This is a genomic window from Streptomyces sp. LaBMicrA B280 (genome assembly GCF_049222185.1).
Classification (GTDB): Bacteria; Actinomycetota; Actinomycetes; order Streptomycetales; family Streptomycetaceae; genus Streptomyces; species Streptomyces murinus.
Map to the genome: position 1 here is coordinate 37,710 of NZ_JBMJCT010000044.1, position 17,965 is coordinate 55,674.

General features: G+C 72.8%; 16 protein-coding genes and 2 pseudogenes. 13 read left to right on the forward strand and 5 right to left on the reverse strand.

Features of this window, described 5'->3' with window-relative positions:
* Positions 1-52: 52 nt before the first annotated feature.
* A complete protein-coding gene (locus ACLF5H_RS28575) occupies positions 53-2,374 on the reverse strand; it encodes a M4 family metallopeptidase (protein ID WP_421679144.1) in 2,322 nt (773 codons plus the stop codon).
* A 401-nt stretch (positions 2,375-2,775) separates the two neighbouring features.
* Here ACLF5H_RS28575 and ACLF5H_RS28580 point away from each other — a divergent pair.
* From ACLF5H_RS28580 to ACLF5H_RS28605, 6 genes and pseudogenes are all read left to right on the forward strand, one after another.
* Positions 2,776-3,243 (forward strand): annotated as a pseudogene (locus ACLF5H_RS28580) (serine hydrolase); the annotation flags it as partial.
* A 151-nt stretch (positions 3,244-3,394) separates the two neighbouring features.
* A pseudogene (locus tag ACLF5H_RS28585) lies at positions 3,395-3,565 on the forward strand (serine hydrolase); the annotation flags it as partial.
* Between the two features lie 6 nt (positions 3,566-3,571).
* Entirely contained in the window at positions 3,572-3,721 is a 150-nt protein-coding gene (locus ACLF5H_RS28590; RefSeq protein WP_421679164.1) for a hypothetical protein, read from the forward strand.
* A gap of 52 nt (positions 3,722-3,773) precedes the next feature.
* Positions 3,774-4,754: an alpha/beta fold hydrolase gene (locus ACLF5H_RS28595; RefSeq protein WP_421678875.1), complete on the forward strand. Its 981-nt coding sequence runs from the start codon at positions 3,774-3,776 to the stop codon at positions 4,752-4,754.
* A 53-nt stretch (positions 4,755-4,807) separates the two neighbouring features.
* Entirely contained in the window at positions 4,808-6,307 is a 1,500-nt protein-coding gene (locus ACLF5H_RS28600) for a metallophosphoesterase family protein (protein ID WP_421678876.1), read from the forward strand.
* Between the two features lie 103 nt (positions 6,308-6,410).
* Positions 6,411-7,442 (forward strand): LLM class flavin-dependent oxidoreductase, encoded by a 1,032-nt coding sequence (locus tag ACLF5H_RS28605; protein WP_421678877.1) that lies wholly within the window; start codon positions 6,411-6,413, stop codon positions 7,440-7,442.
* A gap of 15 nt (positions 7,443-7,457) precedes the next feature.
* Here ACLF5H_RS28605 and ACLF5H_RS28610 read toward each other — a convergent pair whose 3' ends face one another.
* Positions 7,458-8,510, reverse strand: coding sequence for a TauD/TfdA dioxygenase family protein (locus ACLF5H_RS28610; RefSeq protein WP_421678878.1), 1,053 nt, complete (start codon positions 8,508-8,510; stop codon positions 7,458-7,460).
* A 135-nt stretch (positions 8,511-8,645) separates the two neighbouring features.
* Here ACLF5H_RS28610 and ACLF5H_RS28615 point away from each other — a divergent pair, with 135 nt between their 5' ends.
* The 3 genes from ACLF5H_RS28615 (at position 8,646) to ACLF5H_RS28625 (ending at position 10,724) form a co-directional block, all read left to right on the forward strand.
* Positions 8,646-9,476, forward strand: a complete 831-nt coding sequence (locus ACLF5H_RS28615; RefSeq protein ID WP_421678879.1) for an aldo/keto reductase — start codon at positions 8,646-8,648, stop codon at positions 9,474-9,476.
* A 59-nt stretch (positions 9,477-9,535) separates the two neighbouring features.
* Complete coding sequence (locus ACLF5H_RS28620; protein WP_421678880.1) at positions 9,536-10,171, forward strand: DNA polymerase ligase N-terminal domain-containing protein; 636 nt, start codon at positions 9,536-9,538, stop codon at positions 10,169-10,171.
* Positions 10,172-10,289: 118 nt separating this feature from the next.
* A complete protein-coding gene (locus ACLF5H_RS28625) occupies positions 10,290-10,724 on the forward strand; it encodes a cupin domain-containing protein (protein WP_421678881.1) in 435 nt (144 codons plus the stop codon).
* Positions 10,725-10,731: 7 nt separating this feature from the next.
* Here ACLF5H_RS28625 and ACLF5H_RS28630 read toward each other — a convergent pair whose 3' ends face one another.
* Positions 10,732-13,077, reverse strand: a complete 2,346-nt coding sequence (locus ACLF5H_RS28630) for a SpoIIE family protein phosphatase (protein ID WP_421678882.1) — start codon at positions 13,075-13,077, stop codon at positions 10,732-10,734.
* 57 nt (positions 13,078-13,134) lie between these two features.
* The gene (locus ACLF5H_RS28635) at positions 13,135-13,602 is read right to left on the reverse strand and encodes a peroxiredoxin (RefSeq protein ID WP_421678883.1); all 468 of its coding nucleotides are present in this window, start codon (positions 13,600-13,602) and stop codon (positions 13,135-13,137) included.
* A 342-nt stretch (positions 13,603-13,944) separates the two neighbouring features.
* On the opposite strand from ACLF5H_RS28635, the gene ACLF5H_RS28640 reads away from it, so the two are divergent.
* The 4 genes from ACLF5H_RS28640 (at position 13,945) to hemC (ending at position 17,340) form a co-directional block, all read left to right on the forward strand.
* Positions 13,945-14,325 (forward strand): SH3 domain-containing protein, encoded by a 381-nt coding sequence (locus tag ACLF5H_RS28640; protein WP_421678884.1) that lies wholly within the window; start codon positions 13,945-13,947, stop codon positions 14,323-14,325.
* A gap of 191 nt (positions 14,326-14,516) precedes the next feature.
* Positions 14,517-15,293 carry a DUF2690 domain-containing protein gene (locus ACLF5H_RS28645; protein WP_421678885.1) on the forward strand — a complete coding sequence of 259 codons (777 nt, stop codon included), beginning with the start codon at positions 14,517-14,519 and terminating at the stop codon, positions 15,291-15,293.
* Between the two features lie 106 nt (positions 15,294-15,399).
* The gene (locus ACLF5H_RS28650) at positions 15,400-16,380 is read left to right on the forward strand and encodes an ATP-dependent DNA ligase (protein ID WP_421679145.1); all 981 of its coding nucleotides are present in this window, start codon (positions 15,400-15,402) and stop codon (positions 16,378-16,380) included.
* Positions 16,381-16,398: 18 nt separating this feature from the next.
* Positions 16,399-17,340, forward strand: coding sequence for a hydroxymethylbilane synthase (gene hemC, locus ACLF5H_RS28655; protein ID WP_421678886.1), 942 nt, complete (start codon positions 16,399-16,401; stop codon positions 17,338-17,340).
* A gap of 22 nt (positions 17,341-17,362) precedes the next feature.
* On the opposite strand, the gene ACLF5H_RS28660 is transcribed toward hemC, so the two are convergent.
* On the reverse strand, positions 17,363-17,887 hold the full coding sequence (locus ACLF5H_RS28660; protein ID WP_421678887.1) for a hypothetical protein: 525 nt from the start codon (positions 17,885-17,887) through the stop codon (positions 17,363-17,365).
* Between the last annotated feature and the right edge of the window lie 78 nt (positions 17,888-17,965).

Here is a 17,965-nt window from a genome sequence, read left to right on the forward strand (position 1 = left end):
CCGGGGAGCGGGACCCTTCGGTTCAGATGGCGCGTTCAGCCGGTGCGGGTGATCAGCCGGTGGTCAGGGACGCGTCGTCCACGACGAAGCTGGTCTGCAGCGAGGAGTCCTCGACGCCGTTGAACTTCAGGGTGACCGTCTGGCCCGCCAGCGAGGACAGGTCGAAGGTCTTCTGGACGTAGCCCGTCGCCTTGTTCAGGTTCGAGTACGACGCCAGGGTGGTCGAACCGGCGGTGACCGTCAGCTTGTCGTACGCGGTGCTGGTGGTGGTCTCGGCGGAGTCGATGTGCAGGTAGAAGGACAGGGTCGCCTTGCAGCCCGCGGGGATCGTCACCGACTGGGAGAGGCTGTCGGTGTGCGAGGTGCCGTAGCCGTCCATCCACGCCTTGTACGAGCCGCCGTGCGCGGCCTCACCGGTGTCGTTGGTGATGACACCGCTGGAGGCGGTCCAGCCGGTGTTGCCCGACTCGAAGCCCGGGTTGGCCAGCAGCTGGGTCGAGGTGCAGCCGCCGCCACCGCTGGTGCTGACGGTCCAGGAGAAGGTCGCGGTACCGGTCGCGCCGGTGGAGTCCTTCACCGTGACGGTGGTGCTGTAGCTCCCGGCCGCGGACGGCGTACCGGAGATCACACCGGTGGAGCTGTTGATCGACAGGCCGGTCGGCAGGCCGGAGGCGCTGTAGGTCAGGGCACCGCTGTTGGTGCTGCTCGCCTGGACCTGGAGGCTGACCGCCGTGCCCACGGTGGAGGACTGGCTGCCCGGGTTGGTGACCGTCACGCCGCTGCTCGGCGGGGTGATGTGGCTGCCGACGTTGATGCCCGCGAAGGCGTTGCCGACACCCGCGTACTGCGCGGAGTTGGCGCCGTAGAGCGCGGCGGCGGCGTTGAGCGCCGCGGTGCGGGCGGCGGCGTAGTTGGTGCTGGACGTCATGTACGACGTCAGCGCCTTGTACCAGATCTGGAGGGCGGCGTCCCGGCCGATGCCGGTGACGGCGACTCCGTCGGAGGTCGGGCTGTTGTAGGTCACACCGTTGATGACCTTGGTGCCGCTGCCCTCGGAGAGCAGGTAGAACATGTGGTTCGCCGGACCCGAGGAGTAGTGCACATCGAGGTTGCCGACGCCCGAGTACCAGCTGTCCGCCGAACCGCCGTCCTTGCTCGGCTTGTCCATGTAGCGCAGCGGGGTGCCGTCGCCGTTGATGTTGATCTTCTCGCCGATGAGGTAGTCACCGGGGTCCGAGCTGTTGTTCGCGTAGAACTCCACGCCGGTGCCGAAGATGTCGGAGGTGGCCTCGTTCAGGCCGCCCGACTCGCCGGAGTAGTCGAGGCCCGCGGTGTTGGAGGTGACACCGTGGCTCATCTCGTGGCCGGCGACGTCCAGCGCGGTCAGCGGGTCGTTGTTCCCGGAGCCGTCGCCGTACGTCATGCAGAAGCAGCTGTCGTCCCAGAACGCGTTCACGTACGAGTTGCCGTAGTGCGTCCGGGAGTAGGCGCCGACTCCGTCGTTCTTGATGCCGCTGCGCCCGAACGTGTTCTTGTAGAAGTCCCACGTCTCCTGCGCGCCGTAGGCGGCGTCCGCGCCGGCGGTGGCGGCGTTGGAGTTGGTGCCGTCGCCCCAGGTGTCGCTGCTCTGCGAGAACAGGGTGCCGGTGCCGGAGGAGCCGTGGTTCAGGTTGTACGTCTTGTGACCGCCGCGCGTACCGTCGGTCAGGTTGTACGACGAACCCGACTGGGTCGAGGTCAGCGAGACCTGGCCGCTGTAGCGGGTGTTGCCGACGCCGGTCTCGATGCCCTGGTACCGGTACAGCTCCTTGCCGGTGGTGGCATCGGTGATGACGTGCAGCTTGCTCGGCGTGCCGTCGTCCTGGAAGCCGCCGATCACGGTCTCCCAGGCGAGCTTCGGGGTGCCGCTGCCGGCCCAGATCACCTTGCGGGCGCTGTCCGCGGCGGGCTTCGCGGCGTCCAGGGCCTTGGCGGCCTTCAGCGCCTTGCCCTCGGCGGCGGCCTTGGTGTAGGTCGCCGTGATCGAGGAGACCTGGATCTTGTTCTTGTTGTTGTACGTGGCGCTCACGGTGCCGGCCGCCAGCGAGGCGGGCGGGGTGTGCACGATCAGGTCGCCGCCGAGGACGGGCAGACCCTCGTAGGTGCGCTCGTAGCGGGTGTGCAGGGTGCCGTCGGCGTCCTTGGTGACGTCCTTGACGACCAGCTTCTCCTTGGCGCCGAGGCCGAGGGTGCGGGCGGTGTCGGTCGTCCTGTCCTGGGCGCTCTGGATCAGGGCCTTGTGCTGGGCCGGGCTGAGCTTGGCCTCAAGGGCGCCGACGCGCAGGGGGCTGAGGTGGTGCGCGGTGGGCGCGGCCGTCGCCGGGCCGGCCTGCATGCCGACGGCGAAGAGGGCCGCGGTGGAGAGCAGCGCGGCTCCGACCGTGGCCCGCTTGGAGAGACGTCCCTGGGGAAGGCGTCCGTGAGAAAGGGGTCTGTGGGGTCTCACTCTTACTCCTCTGCGGAGGCCGCCGGGTCGCGGCCGGTGAGGGACCGGACAGCCGGGTCTGCTGTCCGGTGGGTGGTGCGGTGCGGGACCGTGATCCGTGGTGCGCTCGTGGGGGATCAGCGTGCGCTGGGAGAATGACAGTCTTGAACCGTCCATGTCACCAGCGCGGGGGTCAATCGAGGGTTTTCCCTATGACGTCGCTGTGTGCTTCCCCAGAGGCCAATTCACGTTCACGAAACAACTGTTGGGGCGCCTGTGACAGCAGGGACCGCCCTGGGAAGATCGTCTTCATGACGGTCGACAAGGTACGGACGATCTTCGAGCGGGCGGGATGCACGGGCACGCTGCTCGTCCAACCCCTCGACGGGGAAAGGCAATTCGAGCTTGATGCCGATCAACTCGTGGTGCCCGCCTCGGTGATGAAGGTGCTGGTCGCGCTGGCGGCGGAGACCTGGTTCGCCGAGGGCCGGCTGGATCCGCGGCAGCGGGTGGTGCTGGGCGCCGCCGAACGCACGCCCGGTCCGGTCGGGGTGTCGCTGTTCGAGGACGAGGTCGCGCTGTCCTGGCGGGACATGGTCGTCCTGATGCTGACCATCAGCGACAACCCGTGCACCGACGCGCTGATGAACCGGCTCGGTGTCGACACCCTGAACGCGACGGCCGTGCGGCTCGGGCTGCGGAACACGGTCGTCCGGTCCGATCTGCGCACCATGCTGGACTCCATCGGCCAGGACCTCGGCCGCGCGGGCTGGGCGGACCTCGCCGACTGGTCGGGCCGCGCCTCGGCGGCCGAATCGGCGGACGCCGACGCGCGGTTGCCGGGGGCGCGCGCGCTGACCCCCGAGACGTGTGCTCTTCCGATCTCGCGCGCTGACCCCCGGCGCGGGCACCAGCACGACGGCGCGCGACATGGTGCGGCTGCTGCGGCTCCTCTGGAGCGGGCAGGCGGGGCCGGCGGCGGCCTGCGCACGGGTGCGGGCGGTCATGGGCCACCAGCTCACCCGGCACCGGATCGCGAGCGGGTTCCGCACTCCCGTGCGAGTGGCGGCCAAGAGCGGCGGGCTCGCCGGGATCGTACGCAATGAGATGGGCGTCGTCTCGTATCCGGACGGCCGCCAGTACGCCGCCGCGGTCTTCACCCGCTCGCGGCCGGGCGCGGACGACGCCGCGATCAATGCCGCGATCGGCGCCGCGACCGCGTACGCCGTCACCTCGTTGCACCGCGAGACGGCCTGAAATCCCCTTCACCCGACGGACCATGTTCACTCGACAGCCCATGGGAGGGCTCATGACACACGCCACCGAACCGACGCACCGCCTGGTGCCCACCGAGGCCGGGCGGATCCATCTCGTGGAGCAGGGCAGCGGGCCGCTGGTGCTGCTGGTGCACGGCTTCCCGGAGTCCTGGTACTCCTGGCGCCATCAGTTGCCGGCCCTCGCGGCGGCCGGATACCGGGCGGTGGCCGTCGACGTCCGCGGCTACGGCCGGTCCTCCAAGCCGACCGCGACGGACGCGTACCGGCTGACCGAACTCGTGGCGGACAACGTCTCGGTGGTGCGCGCGCTCGGCGAGGAGTCGGCCGTGGTCGTCGGCCACGACTGGGGCTCCGCCATCGCCTCGGGCTCGGGCCTGCTCCGCCCCGAGGTCTTCCGGGCGGTGGGCATGCTCAGCGTGCCGTACACCCCGCGCGGCAGGCACCGGCCCACCGAGGTCTTCGCCCGGATGGGCGGCGGGGAGGACGAGTTCTACATCTCCTACTTCCAGGAGCCGGGCCGCGCCGAGGCCGAGATCGAGCCCGATGTACGCGGCTGGCTCGCGGCCTTCTACCGGGCCCTGTCCGCCGGGACCATGGCCGGACCCGGCGACCCCGTCCCGTACTTCGTCAGCCCCGGCGGCACCCTGCGCGACCGGTGCCCCGACGGACCGCCGCCCGGGTGGCTCGGCGAGGCCGAACTCGACTACTACGCGGGCGAGTTCGAGCGGACCGGGCTGACCGGACCGCTCAACCGCTACCGGAACATGGACCGCGACTGGGCGGACCTCGCCGCCCATGAGGGCGCCCCCCTCACCCAGCCGTCCCTGTTCATCGGCGGCGCCCTGGACGTCACCACGTCCTGGCTGTCGGACGCCGTCAAGGCGTTCCCCCACACCCTGCCGGGCCTGGTCTCCTCGCATCTGCTCGACGACTGCGGCCACTGGATCCAGCAGGAGCGCCCCGAGGAGACCAACCGCCTGCTCATCGACTGGCTGGCCGAGCTGCCCGGCTGAGGCCCGAGCCCCGGTCTCCCGGCGCCGGCCGGCGCGTTGTTACGGTGCTCCGCGTGTCTGACTCCTCACGCGATACCGCACAGGGCGCCGGCTGGGGCTCGGCCGAGCCGGGTGCCTACAAGCAGTTGATGCCGCCCCACGTCCGGAAGGTGTCCTGGCTGAACCCCAGAACGCTGTGGGCGGCCCGCAACGGCGTGCTGGCCTCCTGGTTCGGCGACCCCACCGGCCGCACCCGGAGCCGGTGGGTGGCCCGGCGGCGGTCCGCCGGGGCGCCCGCCGACCAGGTGTTCCGGCGGGAGGTGCCGGACCGGTTCTCCTTCATGGTCATCGGCGACCCCGGGGAGGGCGGCGAGTCCCAGTACGCCGCCGTACCAGGGTTTCTGAAGAGCGGTCAGGACACCGAGTTCGCGGTGATCACGAGCGATGTCATCTACCCGGTGGGCAGCGCCGACGACTACGAGAACAAGTTCTTCCGGCCGTACCGGGACTACCCGGCGCCGATCTACGCGATACCCGGCAACCACGACTGGTACGAGGATCTCGGCGCCTTCATGCGGGTCTTCTGCGCCGACACCCCGCCGCTCGGCCCCGCGCCCCGGCCCCGCCCGCTCGGCCGCGCCTGGTGGCGGGCGCTGCTGTGGCACCGGCCGCGCCCGACGGACGGGCAACACCTGGACGAGGCACGGAAGTTGCGGTCCGAGCCCTGGCAGCAGGCCGAACAGCCCGGCCCCTACTGGGCGTTGGACGCCGGACCCGTGCGCCTGATCGGCATCGACACCGGGCTGCTGGGCACCCTCGACGCCGAACAGGGGGCCTGGCTGCGCGAGGTGTCCAAGGGCCCGCGCCCGAAGATCCTGATCACCGGGTCACCGCTGTACGTCGACGGCGAGCACCACCCGTGCCCCATCGACGGCGGCGGCACCGTGGACGACATCGTCCGGGACGCCGAGCACCACTACGTGGCCGCGATCGGCGGTGACATCCACAACTACCAGCGCTATCCGGTCCAGGTGGACGGCCGCACCCTCCAGTACATCGTCTCGGGCGGCGGCGGTGCGTTCATGCACGCCACCCACACCATCCCGCGGGTGTCGATCGGCGGGGTCAGCGAACGCGACTTCCTCTGCTACCCGCTGCGCGGCGACTCGCTCGCGTTCTACAGCCACCTCTACGCGCGCCGGTTGCGCCTGCCCCGCCTCGGGCTCAGCGAGTCGGAGGCCACGGCCGTGATCGCCGAACGCCTCGGCATCGAACCCGGGCGCGCCCCCGGTCCCGACACCCGTGTCACCCGGCGCACCCGGCTGGTCGCGAGCCTGCTGGGCGCCGGTGGCCGCCCCGACCGCACCTCACGGGTCCGGCTGCCGGTGCGCAAGATGTACACCCAGCTGTTCTCGCCGTCCTCCGTCACCTACACCCCGCCCTTCTTCAAGTCCTTCCTGCGCCTGGACGTCGACGCGCGGGAGATCCGCGTCCGCTGCTTCGCGGCGACCGGCAACCGCCCGCAGGAACTGGACCCGCCGGTGGAGGACGAGGTCGTCATCCCGCTGAAGTGACCTTGCCGGACGGCCGGGCCCCGCGCCGAAAACCGATCACACAGTTGTCACACTCGGCTGCCACACTCGATGCGGAACCGGAGTACGACCGCTGGAGGAGCCCGTGCCGCCCACCCCACGCCCCCTGCGCAAGCTGGGCTTCCTCACCATCGGCCTGTTCGACCCGGCGGACCCGGCCCGGGGGCACGAGTCCACGCTGGAGATCATCGAACTGGGCGAGCGGCTCGGCTTCGACAGCGCCTGGGTCCGCCACCGCCACCTCCAGTACGGCATCTCGTCCCCGGTCGCCGTCCTCGCCGCCGCCTCCCAGCGCACCCGCCGTATCGAACTGGGCACCGCGGTCATCCCGCTCGGCTGGGAGAACCCGCTGCGCCTCGCCGAGGACCTGGCGACCGTCGACCTGCTGTCCGGCGGCCGGTTGAACCCGGGGCTCAGCGTGGGCCCGCCGATGCACTACGACCAAGTGAGGGACGCCCTGTACCCGGACACCGGCGACAGCGAGGACTTCGGCTACGCGCGGGTGCGGCGGCTCCTGGACCTCGTGCGCGGCAAACCCGCCAGCGGCTTCAGCGGAGCCCGGGGCTTCGAGGTGTTCAGCGATGTGGTGCAGCCGCACTCCCCCGGGCTCGGCGGCCGGCTGTGGTACGGCGGCGGGAGCCTCGGCTCCGCGCGCTGGGCGGGCGAGCACGGGATGAACTTCCTGACCAGCAGCGTCGTCAAGGCGGCGGGCCCGGGCGAGGAGCCGTACGACTTCGCGGAGATCCAGCGGTCCCTCGTCCGGGAGTTCCGGGCGCACCACCCCGACGGTGCGGCGGCCCGGGTCTCGCAGGGCCTGGTGGTGATACCCACCGACTCGGCGAGCCCCGAACAGCGCGCCCGGTACGCAGAGTTCGCCGCCAGGAGGCTGCCGCGCACCACCGCCCCGCAGGGCCCGGCGCGGCTGCTGTTCGCGCCGGACCTGGTCGGCCCCTCGGCGGAGCTGGCGGAGCGGCTGCGGGCGGACCCGGCGTTCCGGGAGGTGGACGAGGTGGCCTTCGCGCTGCCGTTCACCTTCGCGCACGAGGACTATGTACAGATCCTGACCGACATGGCGACGAAGCTCGGTCCCGCGCTCGGCTGGCGCCCCGCGGTCTGACCGTCGTACCGGCGGCTACCAGCGGCCCGCCTCGGTGCCGGTGAGCGGGGTGGAGGGCCTGCCGTCCACGCCGACCGGCACCTCGCCGTGCAGCATCACCCGGTGCATGATCCGGGGCGCGTCGACCTGAGTGTGGTCGCTGGGTGCCAGATGGATGGTGGCCCGGTTGTCCCAGAAGGCGACGCTGCCGGGCGCCCACCGGAAGCGGACCGTGTACTCAGGGCGGACCGCCTGGTCGAGGAGCATCTGGAGCAGGGCGGCGCTCTCCGGGCGGGAGACGCCGGTGATCTGCTCGATGTAGTAGCCGTTGACGAACAGCACCCGCTCCCCGCTCTCGGGGTGCACCCGCACCAGGGGGTGCTCGGAGGCCACCTGGTGGTCCAGGAGATGGCGCAGATAGGCGTCGTCGCCGGGGCGTGGCTGGTAGCCGACGCCGAGCCGGTGCTCGGCGCGCAGCCCGTCCACGAAGGCGCGCACGGGCGCGGAGAGGCCCGCGTAGGCGGCGGCCAGGTTGGCCCAGGTGGTGTCGCCGCCGTAGGGCGGGACGGACTCGGCGCGCAGGATCGTCGCGGCGGGCGGGTCGACGCGGGCGCCGTGGTCGCAGTGCCAGCCGCGCAGCAGGGTGGGGCGGCGGCGGGCGAGCCACTCCTCGTGGTCCATGCCGTAGCGGCCGCCCAGCTCCAGCCGGTCGGCCGTGGTCTCCACCTCGGGGAAGCCCTGCGGCGAGGCGCCGCCGCGGCGGCCGAGGACCACCGGTTCGCCGAAGCGGCGGGCGAAGGCGACATGCCCGGCGTGGTCCAGGCGCTGCTCCCGGAAGAACACCACCTTCCAGCGCAGCACGGCCCGCCGGATCAGGTCGGCCACCGCGTCGTCGAGGGGTGCGGCGAGGTCGACGCCGGTGATCTCGGCGCCGATGTGCCCGGCGACCGGCCGCACCTCGACGCCCCCGGCCCGCAGGTCCACACCGCCGGCCGGATCCGGCCGTTCCGTCCGTGGCCGCCGCTCCCGCCGCTCCGGCCCCGCCGTGGACGCCTTCCGCTGCCGCGCGGCGGCCCTGTCCGTCGTCATGCGCGCTCCGCTGCTCGTCCGTACCGGCCCCGGGGCCCGTGCCGTCCGCCGGCCATGTCGCGCCCGTCCGGTTGATCACCACTCACCCTATCCGTGAGGCTGGTGGCACGACACTGTCGAGCGAAAGGTCTCCTCGTGAACGGCATACCGGTGCACACGCTCAACGACGGAACGACGATCCCCGCCCTCGGCCTCGGCACCTGGCCGCTGGACGACACCGCGGCCGAGCGGGCCGTACGCGAGGCGCTCGGCCTCGGCTACCGGCTGGTGGACACCGCGGTGAACTACCGCAACGAGACCGGCGTGGGCCGCGCCCTCGCGACCGCCGGGGTGCCCCGCGAGGAGCTGGTGGTGACCACCAAGCTGCCGGGCCGCCACCACGGCTACCAGGAGACCCTGGCCTCCTTCGAGGAGTCCAGGCGGCGGCTCGGCGTGGAGTACGTGGATCTGTACCTGATCCACTGGCCGAACCCCCGGGTCGGCAAGTACGTCGACTCCTGGAAGGCGATGATCAAGCTTCGGGAGGACGGTCTGATCCGCTCGATCGGCGTCTCCAACTTCACCCCGGAGCACGTGGTGCGCCTGGAGAAGGAGACCGGGGTGCTGCCGTCGGTGAACCAGATCGAGCTGCACCCGCTGTTCCCGCAGGAGGAGCTGCGCGCCTTCCACGCGGACCAGGGCATCCTCACCGAGAGCTGGAGCCCGCTGGGCCGGGGCGGCCATCTGCTGGGCGACCCGCGGGTCGGCCGGATCGCCGACGAGCACGGGGTGAGCCCCGGACAGGTGCTGCTGCGCTGGCACGTTCAGCTGGGCGCGCTGCCCATCCCGAAGTCCGCGGACCCCGAGCGGCAGCGCGCCAACCTGGACGTCTTCGGCTTCGAGCTGGACTCGGACCAGATGGCCGCGATCGCCCGGCACGCCCCGACCCGGCTCGGCGGCGACCCGGAGACGCACGAGGAGTTCTGAGACCGGGGTGAGCGGGGTACCCGGGGTCCGGTGAGGCGGACGCACGGAAGGAGCCGCACGTGGCAGCGGAGGACCGGCTGCGGACGTACCGCGGCAGGCGCGACTTCGAGCGGACCCGGGAACCCGCGGCCGAGGGCCGGGAACCCTCGGCCGGACAGGACGCCGGGGGCCGGGGCGGCGGGCGGCCGCGGTTCGTGGTGCAGATCCACGACGCGCGCCGGATGCACTTCGACTTCCGGCTCCAGGTGGACGACGTCCTGAAGTCCTGGTCGGTGCCGAGGGGCCCGTCCTCCGATCCCGGTGACAAGCGGCTGGCCGTGCCGACGGAGGACCATCCGCTGGCGTACGAGGACTTCGAGGGCGTGATCCCGAAGGGCGAGTACGGCGGCGGCACGGTGATCGTGTGGGACCGGGGGACGTACGAGCCGCTGAGCCATGACCGGCGGGGGCGGCCGGTGGACTTCGCCGAGTCGCTGGAGCGCGGACACGCCACGTTCCGGCTGCACGGCACCAAGCTGCGCGGCGAGTACGCCCTGACCCGCTTCCGGGGCCGGGACGGGGAGGATCACTGGCTGCTGGTCCGCAAAGGCGCGGCGCACCGGGCCGGGCACGGGTCCCCCGACCCCCGGCGGGCCCGTTCGGTGCGCACCGGGCGCACCCTCGCCCAGGTCGCGGCGGACGGCGGCGCACGCTGACCGGGCGAGGGCCGGCCCAAGGAGCGCCGGCAATCCGGATTCCCCGATTCCGGCCCCAACAGGTGTGCGAGGAGCCTATGTTCGCGCCGACATCCCTCGCTGCCCCGGAGGCATCCCCATGCGCAGAGCACCGCGCGGCGCCCTGATCGGCGCCGTCACCGCCGCCACCGTACTCATCTGCGGGCCCGCGGGGGCGACCCCGGCGGGTCCCGGGGTGACGGCCCGCACGATCAGTGAACGGACCGTCGGGAACACCGACTACACCCTGCGGGAGATCACCGTGCCGCCCGGGCAGAGCACCGGCTGGCACTACCACGACGGACCGCTGTACGGCGTGGTGCGCCAGGGCACCCTGAGCCACTTCGACTCCTCCTGCGCCCCGGACGGGGTGTACGGAGCGGGCGCGCCGATACAGGAGCCGGCCGGAGCGGGGAACGTGCACATAGGCCGCAACCTCGGGGACACCCCGGTGGTGCTCGATGTGCTGTACGTGCTGCCGCACGGCGCCCCGTTCGCCGAGGACGCGCCGAACCCGGGCTGCGCCTTCCAGTAGGGGGCGATCAGGCGTCGGGGAGCGGCTGTTCGGCCCAGATGGTCTTGCCCGCGGCCGTCTGCCTGCTCCCCCAGCGCTGGGTGAGCTGCGCGACCAGCAGCAGTCCCCGGCCGCCCTCGTCGTAGGCGTGCGCCCGGCGCAGGTGCGGGGAGGTGGAACTGGTGTCGGACACCTCGCAGATGAGGGCGCGGTCGCGGATCAGCCGTAGCTGGATGGGGGGTTCGCCGTAGCGGATGGCGTTGGTGACGAGTTCGCTGACGACGAGTTCGGTGACGAACGCGGTCTCCTCCAGCCCCCAGGCGGCCAGTTGCTCGCCGACGGCCCCCCGCACGACGGCGACCTGGGCGGGGTGGGCGGGGACGTCCCAGGTGGCGACCCGGTCGGCGCCGAGGGCGCGGGTGCGTACCAGCAGCAGGGCCACGTCGTCGCCGGGCTGGTCGGGCAGTACGGCCTTGAGGATGCCGTCGGCGAGGGCGTCGAGGGAGTCGGCGGACGCCCCGACGGCGCGGCGCAGTTCGTCGTCGGCGCCGTCCGGGCGCCCGGCGCGGTGGGCGACCAGGCCATCGGTGAACAGGGCCACCACGGAGCCCTCGGGCAGCTCCAACTCCGTCGCCTCGAAGGGCAGTCCACCGATGCCGAGGGGCGGCCCCGCGGTCATGGGCACGAGTTCGGCGCCGTCGCCGCCGGGCAGGACCAGGAACGGGGCCGGATGGCCGGCGGTGGCGAGCGTGAGCCGGCGCGAGACGGGGTCGTAGACGGCGTACACGCAGGTGGCGCCGATCTCGGCGACCTCCTCGCGGCCGTTCTCGGCGGCCAGGTGGGTCACCAGGTCGTCGAGGTGGGTGAGGAGTTCGTCGGGCGGCAGATCGACATCGGCGAGGGTGCGCACGGCGGTGCGCAGCCGGCCCATGGTGGCCGAGGAGCTGATGCCGTGCCCCACCACATCGCCGACGACCAGTCCGACCCGGCCCCCGGAGAGCGGGATGACATCGAACCAGTCGCCGCCGATCCCGGCCTGTGAGCCGCACGGCAGATAGCGGTGAGCCACGTCGAGCGCGGCCTGTCCGGGCAGTCCGCTCGGCAGCAGGCTGTGCTGGAGGGCGAGGGCGGTGCTGCGTTCCCGGGCGAAGCGGCGGGCGTTGTCGATGCAGACGGCGGCGCGGCTGGCCAGTTCCTCGGCGAAGACGGCGTCGTCGGGACCGTAGTCCTCCGGGTGGAGCAGCCGCACGCAGACCGCGACACCCAGGGTGGTGCCGCGGGCGCGCAGCGGTACGGCGATCATGGAGTGCACGCCCTCCCGGAAGCGGGCGCCCCGGGGCGCGCGCTCGTTGCGGTCCGCGAGCCAGGCCCGGAATCCCGGTTCGCCCGCCTGGCTGAGGATCGCGTGGCCCTCGCGCAGCGCGCGGGCCGGCGGCGCGGGGGGCCGGTAGATCTGGGTCTCGCCGACCCGGACGGCCACCCCGGGGCTGCCGGGCCGGGTGGATTTGTAGGCGACACGGTGCAGCTCGACGTCGTCCGCGGCGACCATGGGGGGCTCGTCGGCGCCGAGCACCCAGTCGAGCAGGTCGACGGTCGCGAAGTCGGCGTAGCGCGGGACGAGGATCTCGATCAGTTCCTCGGCGGTGCGCACCACGTCGAGCGTGGTGCCGATATGGGCGGCGGCCTCGTTGAGCAGGGCGAGCCGGCGTCTGGCCCAGTACTGCTCGTTGTTGTCGTAGGCGGCCAGGGCGACCGCGGTCTGTGTACCTGAGGCGTCGCGCAGCGGCCACATCTCCAGGCTCCAGAAGTGCTCCCGGTTCAGCGCGGGCGCGGCGGCGAAGCTCTCGTAGCGCACGGGCAGACCGGTCTCGGCGACCTCGCGCAGATGGCGCAGGAAGCCCCGGTTGGACTCGGTGTCGGCCACGGTGTCGAGGAAGAACCGGCCGGTCAGCCCCTCCTCGGGGACGCCGATGACCTTGCAGGCGGCGTCGTTGAGGCGCAGATAGCGCTGCTGGAGGTCGAAGACGGACATCGACATGGACGCCTGCTCGAAGGCCTGTGCGGCGAGCGTGTCCCCGGGCGGTTCGGCCGTCACGGCATAGCCCGCGGGCCGCCCGTCGCCGCCGTCGAGGGGGCAGGCGGTGACGGCGAGGTCGAGGCGGTGGCCGTCGCGGTGCCGCAGGGCGACGGTGCCGTGCCGCGTCCCCGTCCGCGCGGCGAGGGCTTCCGCGGGAGGTTTTGCGGCGAGCAGGTCCGCCGCGGGGCGGCCCACGACGGCCTCGGCCGGGTGGCCCGTGAGCAGTCGCGCACCCTCGCTCCACCCGGTCACCCAGCCCCGAGTGTCGATGATCGCCACGGCGGCGACACGGTCCATAAGGCCCAGAATGATCCGATTGTCGCGGCTCCTCAAGCGCGGGGGCCGCGAGCCGGGTCAGGCCCGGTGGGCGCGCAGGGCGGCGAGGGCCTTGTCGGCGTGGGTGTTCATGCGCAGCTCGCTGCGGACGATCTCCACCACGGTGCGGTCCTCGGCGATGACGAAGGTGACGCGCTTGGTGGGGGCGAGGGTGAAGCCGCGCTTGACTCCGAACCGCTCGCGCACCGTGCCGTCGGCGTCGGACAGGAGCGGCATGCCGAGCGTGTGCCGTCCGACGAACTCCCGCTGCTTGTCGACGCCGTCGCCGCTGATCCCGACGGGCCGGGCGCCGAGCGCGGCGAACTCGGCGGCGAGGTCCCGGAAGTGGCAGGCCTCGGCGGTGCAGCCCGGGGTGAGGGCGGCGGGGTAGAAGAAGAGGACCACGGGCCCGTCGGCGAGCAGTTCGCCGAGGCTTCGGACCGTCCCGGACTCGTCGGGGAGAGCGAAGTCCTCCACCTTGTCCCCGACCTCGACGCGCTCGCTCATGACCGGTTCCTCCTCTGGTGGCCTGCCGCCGCATATTACCGGACGGTATGCCGCCGGGTGGCCCTTTCACGGAACTGCTTCCGCCGCATCGGCTCCCGCTCCGCGACGCGGACAGCGCACCCCCGACTCTTTCGTCCCGATGGCGCGAACGGCACGGACCGAGTCGCTCCGGCACGTCCGCCCGGCCGCGCGCCTCCCGCGAGATCAGGCCCCGGCGGCCGCCCCCGGGACGTCCCGCGCCGTCCCAGGGGACACGGAAACAGCATGGTGAGGGGTTCGCACGGCAAGGCTGGGCGGCGTGATCACGGTTCGTGGTCACGAGATCGACAGCCGGAGGTTTCCATGATCCGTCGGGTCCTCAAGAGCGTTCTGCCGGCCGCGGCCGCGGTGCTCGCACTGTTCCCCGCGACGGCCGGTGCCGCCGCGGCGAGCACCGTCACCGCGCATCCGGTGGCCGCCGTCGCCGCCCAGCATCCCGTCCGTACCCACCCGTACCACAACGGCCTGGTCGCCACCCGCGGCATCCGGCTCAACGTCCGCTCCGGCCCGGGCACCGGCTACCGGGTGGTCGGCAGCCGGCACACCGACCGGCTCATCACGGTCAGCTGCCGGACCTACGGCTCCCGGGTGCACGGCAACCACGTCTGGTACCGGCTCCCCCAGCGCCGGGGCTACGTCTCCGCCCACTACGTGACCACCAGCCGGTACGTCCCCTGGTGCTGACGGGCGTCCGCCGCACCACCCACTGACCGCCGAGGGCCTGTCCGGGAGCCGCGTCCCGAACAGGCCTTCGGCATGAGGGCACTTGACCCGGCCCATACCTCGTCCGGTGTTGCAGCGGCCGTCCGACAGGGAAGCCATCCCGGCATCAGGGGCGAAACGCCCATAGGGGAACGGGAGTCGAGGAACGCACGATGCGGCACCCCCAAGGATCGACCGCGCCGGACGAGTCGCTGGCGGTGAGACTGCGCGAGCTGAAGGCCCGTACCGGTCTGAGCCTGGCGGCGCTGGCCGCGCGCACCCCCTACAGCAAGTCCGCCTGGCACCGCTATCTTTCGAGCGGCAAGCGACCGCCGCGGCCCGCGGTGGAGGCCCTGTGCCGGCTGGCCGAGGCCGATGCCACGGCCGTGCTCGCGCTGTGGGAGGCGGCCGACGAGCCCGCGCCCCCGGAGCCGCCCGAGGAGCACTCCGGCCGCCGCTCACCCTGGCTCCCGCTGTGGATCCCGGTGTCCGTGCTCGCGCTGCTCGGCGCGGCCGCGGCGGTGGCCGCGGCCGTGGCCCTGTCCGGGCGCCCCGGGTCCGCGCCGGTGGTCCAGCCCCTGAGCGAGGTGCCGCGCTGCCACGGGACGTCCTGCCAGGGCGAGTTGCCCGACACCTCGGTGTGCGCCCGGGACGCGCAGACCAGGAGCAGGGTCGCCGACCACGCCTATGCCGTACGGCTGCGCTACTCGCCGTCCTGCCGTACCGCCTGGTCGGAGGTGCGGGTGCGCGGGCGGCTGGCCCGGGAGGTGTCGGTGCGCGCGGGCGACGACATCCTCTCCGCGAGCTATCCGGCCGATGATGTGACCGGCGTCAACAGCCCGATGCTGTCGGTGGGTTCGCCCCGGGGCGTGGAGGCGTGTGCCGAGGTGGGCGGGAAGGTGGCATGCACGGGGCTGGACGCGGACGGTCCACCGGCGCCGGTGGACTGACGCACCGGCCGGGCGGCGGCTGTGCCGGGCACCCCGTTCAGGGGAACCGGGGGCCGAAGGCGCGTGGCGGGGCCCGGATCGGTCGACATCTTCTGCCGTGACCGCCATCGCCCTGCCGTTCATCGCGCCGATGCTCGCCACCCCCGGCTCGCTGCCGCCCGCCGCGCAGGACGCGCGCTGGGCGTACGAGACCAAGCAGGACGGGCAGCGGGTGATGGTCTATCTGCCCGGGGACGGCACGCTGGTGCTGCGCGCCCGTTCGGGCGAGGAGATCACCGGGGCGTATCCCGAACTGGCGCCGCTGGGCGCCGCGCTGGGCACCTCCCCGGCGATCCTCGACGGGGAGGTGCTGGCGCTGGACGCGGACGGCCGGGCCGACTTCCAGCTGCTCCAGAGCCGGATGGGCCTCGCCCACGCGCCCGCCCGGGCCGCGCGCCGGTCCGCGCAGGTGCCGGTGCATCTGGTGCTGTTCGACGTGCCGTACCTGGGCGAGCCGCTGCTGCGCGAGCCGTACGCGCGACGCCGGGCCCGGCTGCTGGAGCTGGGGCTGTCCGGGCCGTACTGGTCGACGCCCGGCGCGGTGACCGGGCACGGCAGGCAGGCGCTCGCGGCCACCCGGGAGCACGGGCTTGAGGGCCTGGTGTGCAAGCGGCTCGACTCGGTGTACGAGCCGGGGGTGCGCTCACGCGCCTGGATCAAGATCCGCAACCTGCGCGCCGAGGACGTGATCGTGGGCGGCTGGCTGCCCGGCAAGGGGCGGCTGGCCGGGCTGCCCGGCGCGGTGCTGGTGGGCCAGCGGGACACGGCCGGGCGGCTGCGGTACGTCGGCGGGGTGGGCACCGGCTGGAGCGAGGCGGAGCGGACCCGGCTTTCGGAACTGCTCGCGGACGCGGCGAGCGGGCGCTGCCCCTTCGAGCCGGTGCCCCGGGTCCCGGGCGCGCGCTGGGTGCTGCCCCGGCTGGTCGGCGAGGTCGCCTACAGCACCCGTACCCGGTCCGGGCTGCTGCGTCAGCCGTCCTGGCTAAGGCTGCGGCCCGATCTCTCCCCGCGGGACTCGGCGGCGGACCTGCCCCGGGACCTGGCATGAGGCGCGTGGGTCTATCGTGTGCGCATGCCGGTTCCCGAACTGATCCGAATCGTCTCCCGTGACTCGCCCATGGCCCTGGCCCAAGTGGAGCGGGTCCGCGCCGAGTTGGCCGCCCTGCACCCGGGTGTGCGCACCGAGGTCGTTCCCGTGAAGACCACCGGCGACAAATGGCTCGGCGATCTGGCCCAGGTCGAGGGCAAGGGGGCGTTCACCAAGGAGGTGGACGCGGCCCTGCTGGCCGGGGCGGCGGATCTCGCGGTGCACTGTGTGAAGGACGTGCCCGCCGACCGGCCGCTGCCCGCCGGGACGGTGTTCGCCGCGTTCCTGAAGCGGGACGACATCCGCGACGCGCTGGTGCATCCGGGCGGTCTCACCCTGGACGAGCTGCCGCCCGGCACCCGGATCGGCACCTCCGCGGTGCGCAAGATCGCCCAACTGGCCGCCACCCACCCACATCTGGAGTGCGTGCCGTTCCGCGGCAACGCCAACCGCAGGCTCCAGAAGCTGGCCGACGGCGAGGCGGACGCGCTGCTGCTCGCGGTGGCCGGTCTTGAGCGCATCGGGCGCACCGATGTGATCAGCGAGGTGCTGTCCCCGGAGACGATGATGCCGCCGATCGGCGCGGGCATCCTCGCCCTGCAGTGCCGGGAGGACGACACCGCGCTGATCGACGCGGTCAGCGGGCTCGGCGACCCGGACACCCACCGGGAGGCGGCGGCCGAGCGGATGTTCCTGCATGTGCTCCAGGGGCACTGCAACAGCCCGATCTCCGGGTACGCGCGGGTGGACGCGGGCGGTGAACTCTCCCTGCGGGCCTGTGTGTTCACGCCCGACGGCAAGACCCGGCTGAACGCCCACGAATGGGCGGGCCGACTCGACCCGGCCACGCTCGGCACCTCGGTGGCGGTGGCGCTGCTGCGGCAGGGCGCGCGGGAGATCATCGACGGCATCCCGCACTGAGCGGGGCGGGGGCGGCCGGGGCTCAGGCGGTGCCGGGCTCCGTCTGCTCCTTCAGGAAGGCGCTGACCTGGTGGGCCAGGTCGCCCTGCGCGGAGCCCACGGGGGCGGGCTGCGCGCCCGCCTCCTGGACGCCGGTGCCGCCCGCCCACAGCCGGCGCTCGGCCCACTCCTCGTCCACCCGCAGCTGCACCTGGATGTCCACATGGGTGAGCGCGGCCTCGGGGGCGGCGGCGTAGAGGACGGCGGTGGCCCGGCGCAGCGGATAGACGTCGAAGCCCTCGATGAACTGCGAGTTGCGCCAGTCGATGAACGCGCCCTCGCCGTCCGGTCCGACCCGCACGTCGAGTTGGCCGTCCTCCAGGTGGATGCCGAAGTGCCGCGTGCCGCGGTTCTCGATCGTCACCCGGACACTGAAGTACGTCAGACCGGCCGCGGCGTCGTCGCGTCCGCGCGGGGGTTCGGCGGCCTCCAGGCGGTGGACGCGGACCCGCAGACCGGCATGCTCCTCGTACTCCTGCCAGTCACCGACCACGTTCGGCTCGTACACAGTGCCCCTCTCGACCCCCGAGTGTCTATCTGTGGGCTCAGCGCACTGTCAAATGAGCGGAATGCACCGTGGCCAGGG

What these genes read in the sequence shown, in the direction of transcription:
- ACLF5H_RS28575 (WP_421679144.1), bottom strand. Translation starts at nt 2,374, where the DNA reads ATGCAGGCCGGCCCGGCGACGGCCGCGCCCACCGCGCACCACCTCAGC.
- ACLF5H_RS28590 (WP_421679164.1), top strand. Translation starts at nt 3,572, where the DNA reads ATGGGCGTCGTCTCGTATCCGGACGGCCGCCAGTACGCCGCCGCGGTC.
- ACLF5H_RS28595 (WP_421678875.1), top strand. Translation starts at nt 3,774, where the DNA reads ATGACACACGCCACCGAACCGACGCACCGCCTGGTGCCCACCGAGGCC.
- ACLF5H_RS28610 (WP_421678878.1), bottom strand. Translation starts at nt 8,510, where the DNA reads ATGACGACGGACAGGGCCGCCGCGCGGCAGCGGAAGGCGTCCACGGCG.
- ACLF5H_RS28625 (WP_421678881.1), top strand. Translation starts at nt 10,290, where the DNA reads ATGCGCAGAGCACCGCGCGGCGCCCTGATCGGCGCCGTCACCGCCGCC.
- ACLF5H_RS28630 (WP_421678882.1), bottom strand. Translation starts at nt 13,077, where the DNA reads ATGGACCGTGTCGCCGCCGTGGCGATCATCGACACTCGGGGCTGGGTG.
- ACLF5H_RS28635 (WP_421678883.1), bottom strand. Translation starts at nt 13,602, where the DNA reads ATGAGCGAGCGCGTCGAGGTCGGGGACAAGGTGGAGGACTTCGCTCTC.
- ACLF5H_RS28640 (WP_421678884.1), top strand. Translation starts at nt 13,945, where the DNA reads ATGATCCGTCGGGTCCTCAAGAGCGTTCTGCCGGCCGCGGCCGCGGTG.
- ACLF5H_RS28645 (WP_421678885.1), top strand. Translation starts at nt 14,517, where the DNA reads ATGCGGCACCCCCAAGGATCGACCGCGCCGGACGAGTCGCTGGCGGTG.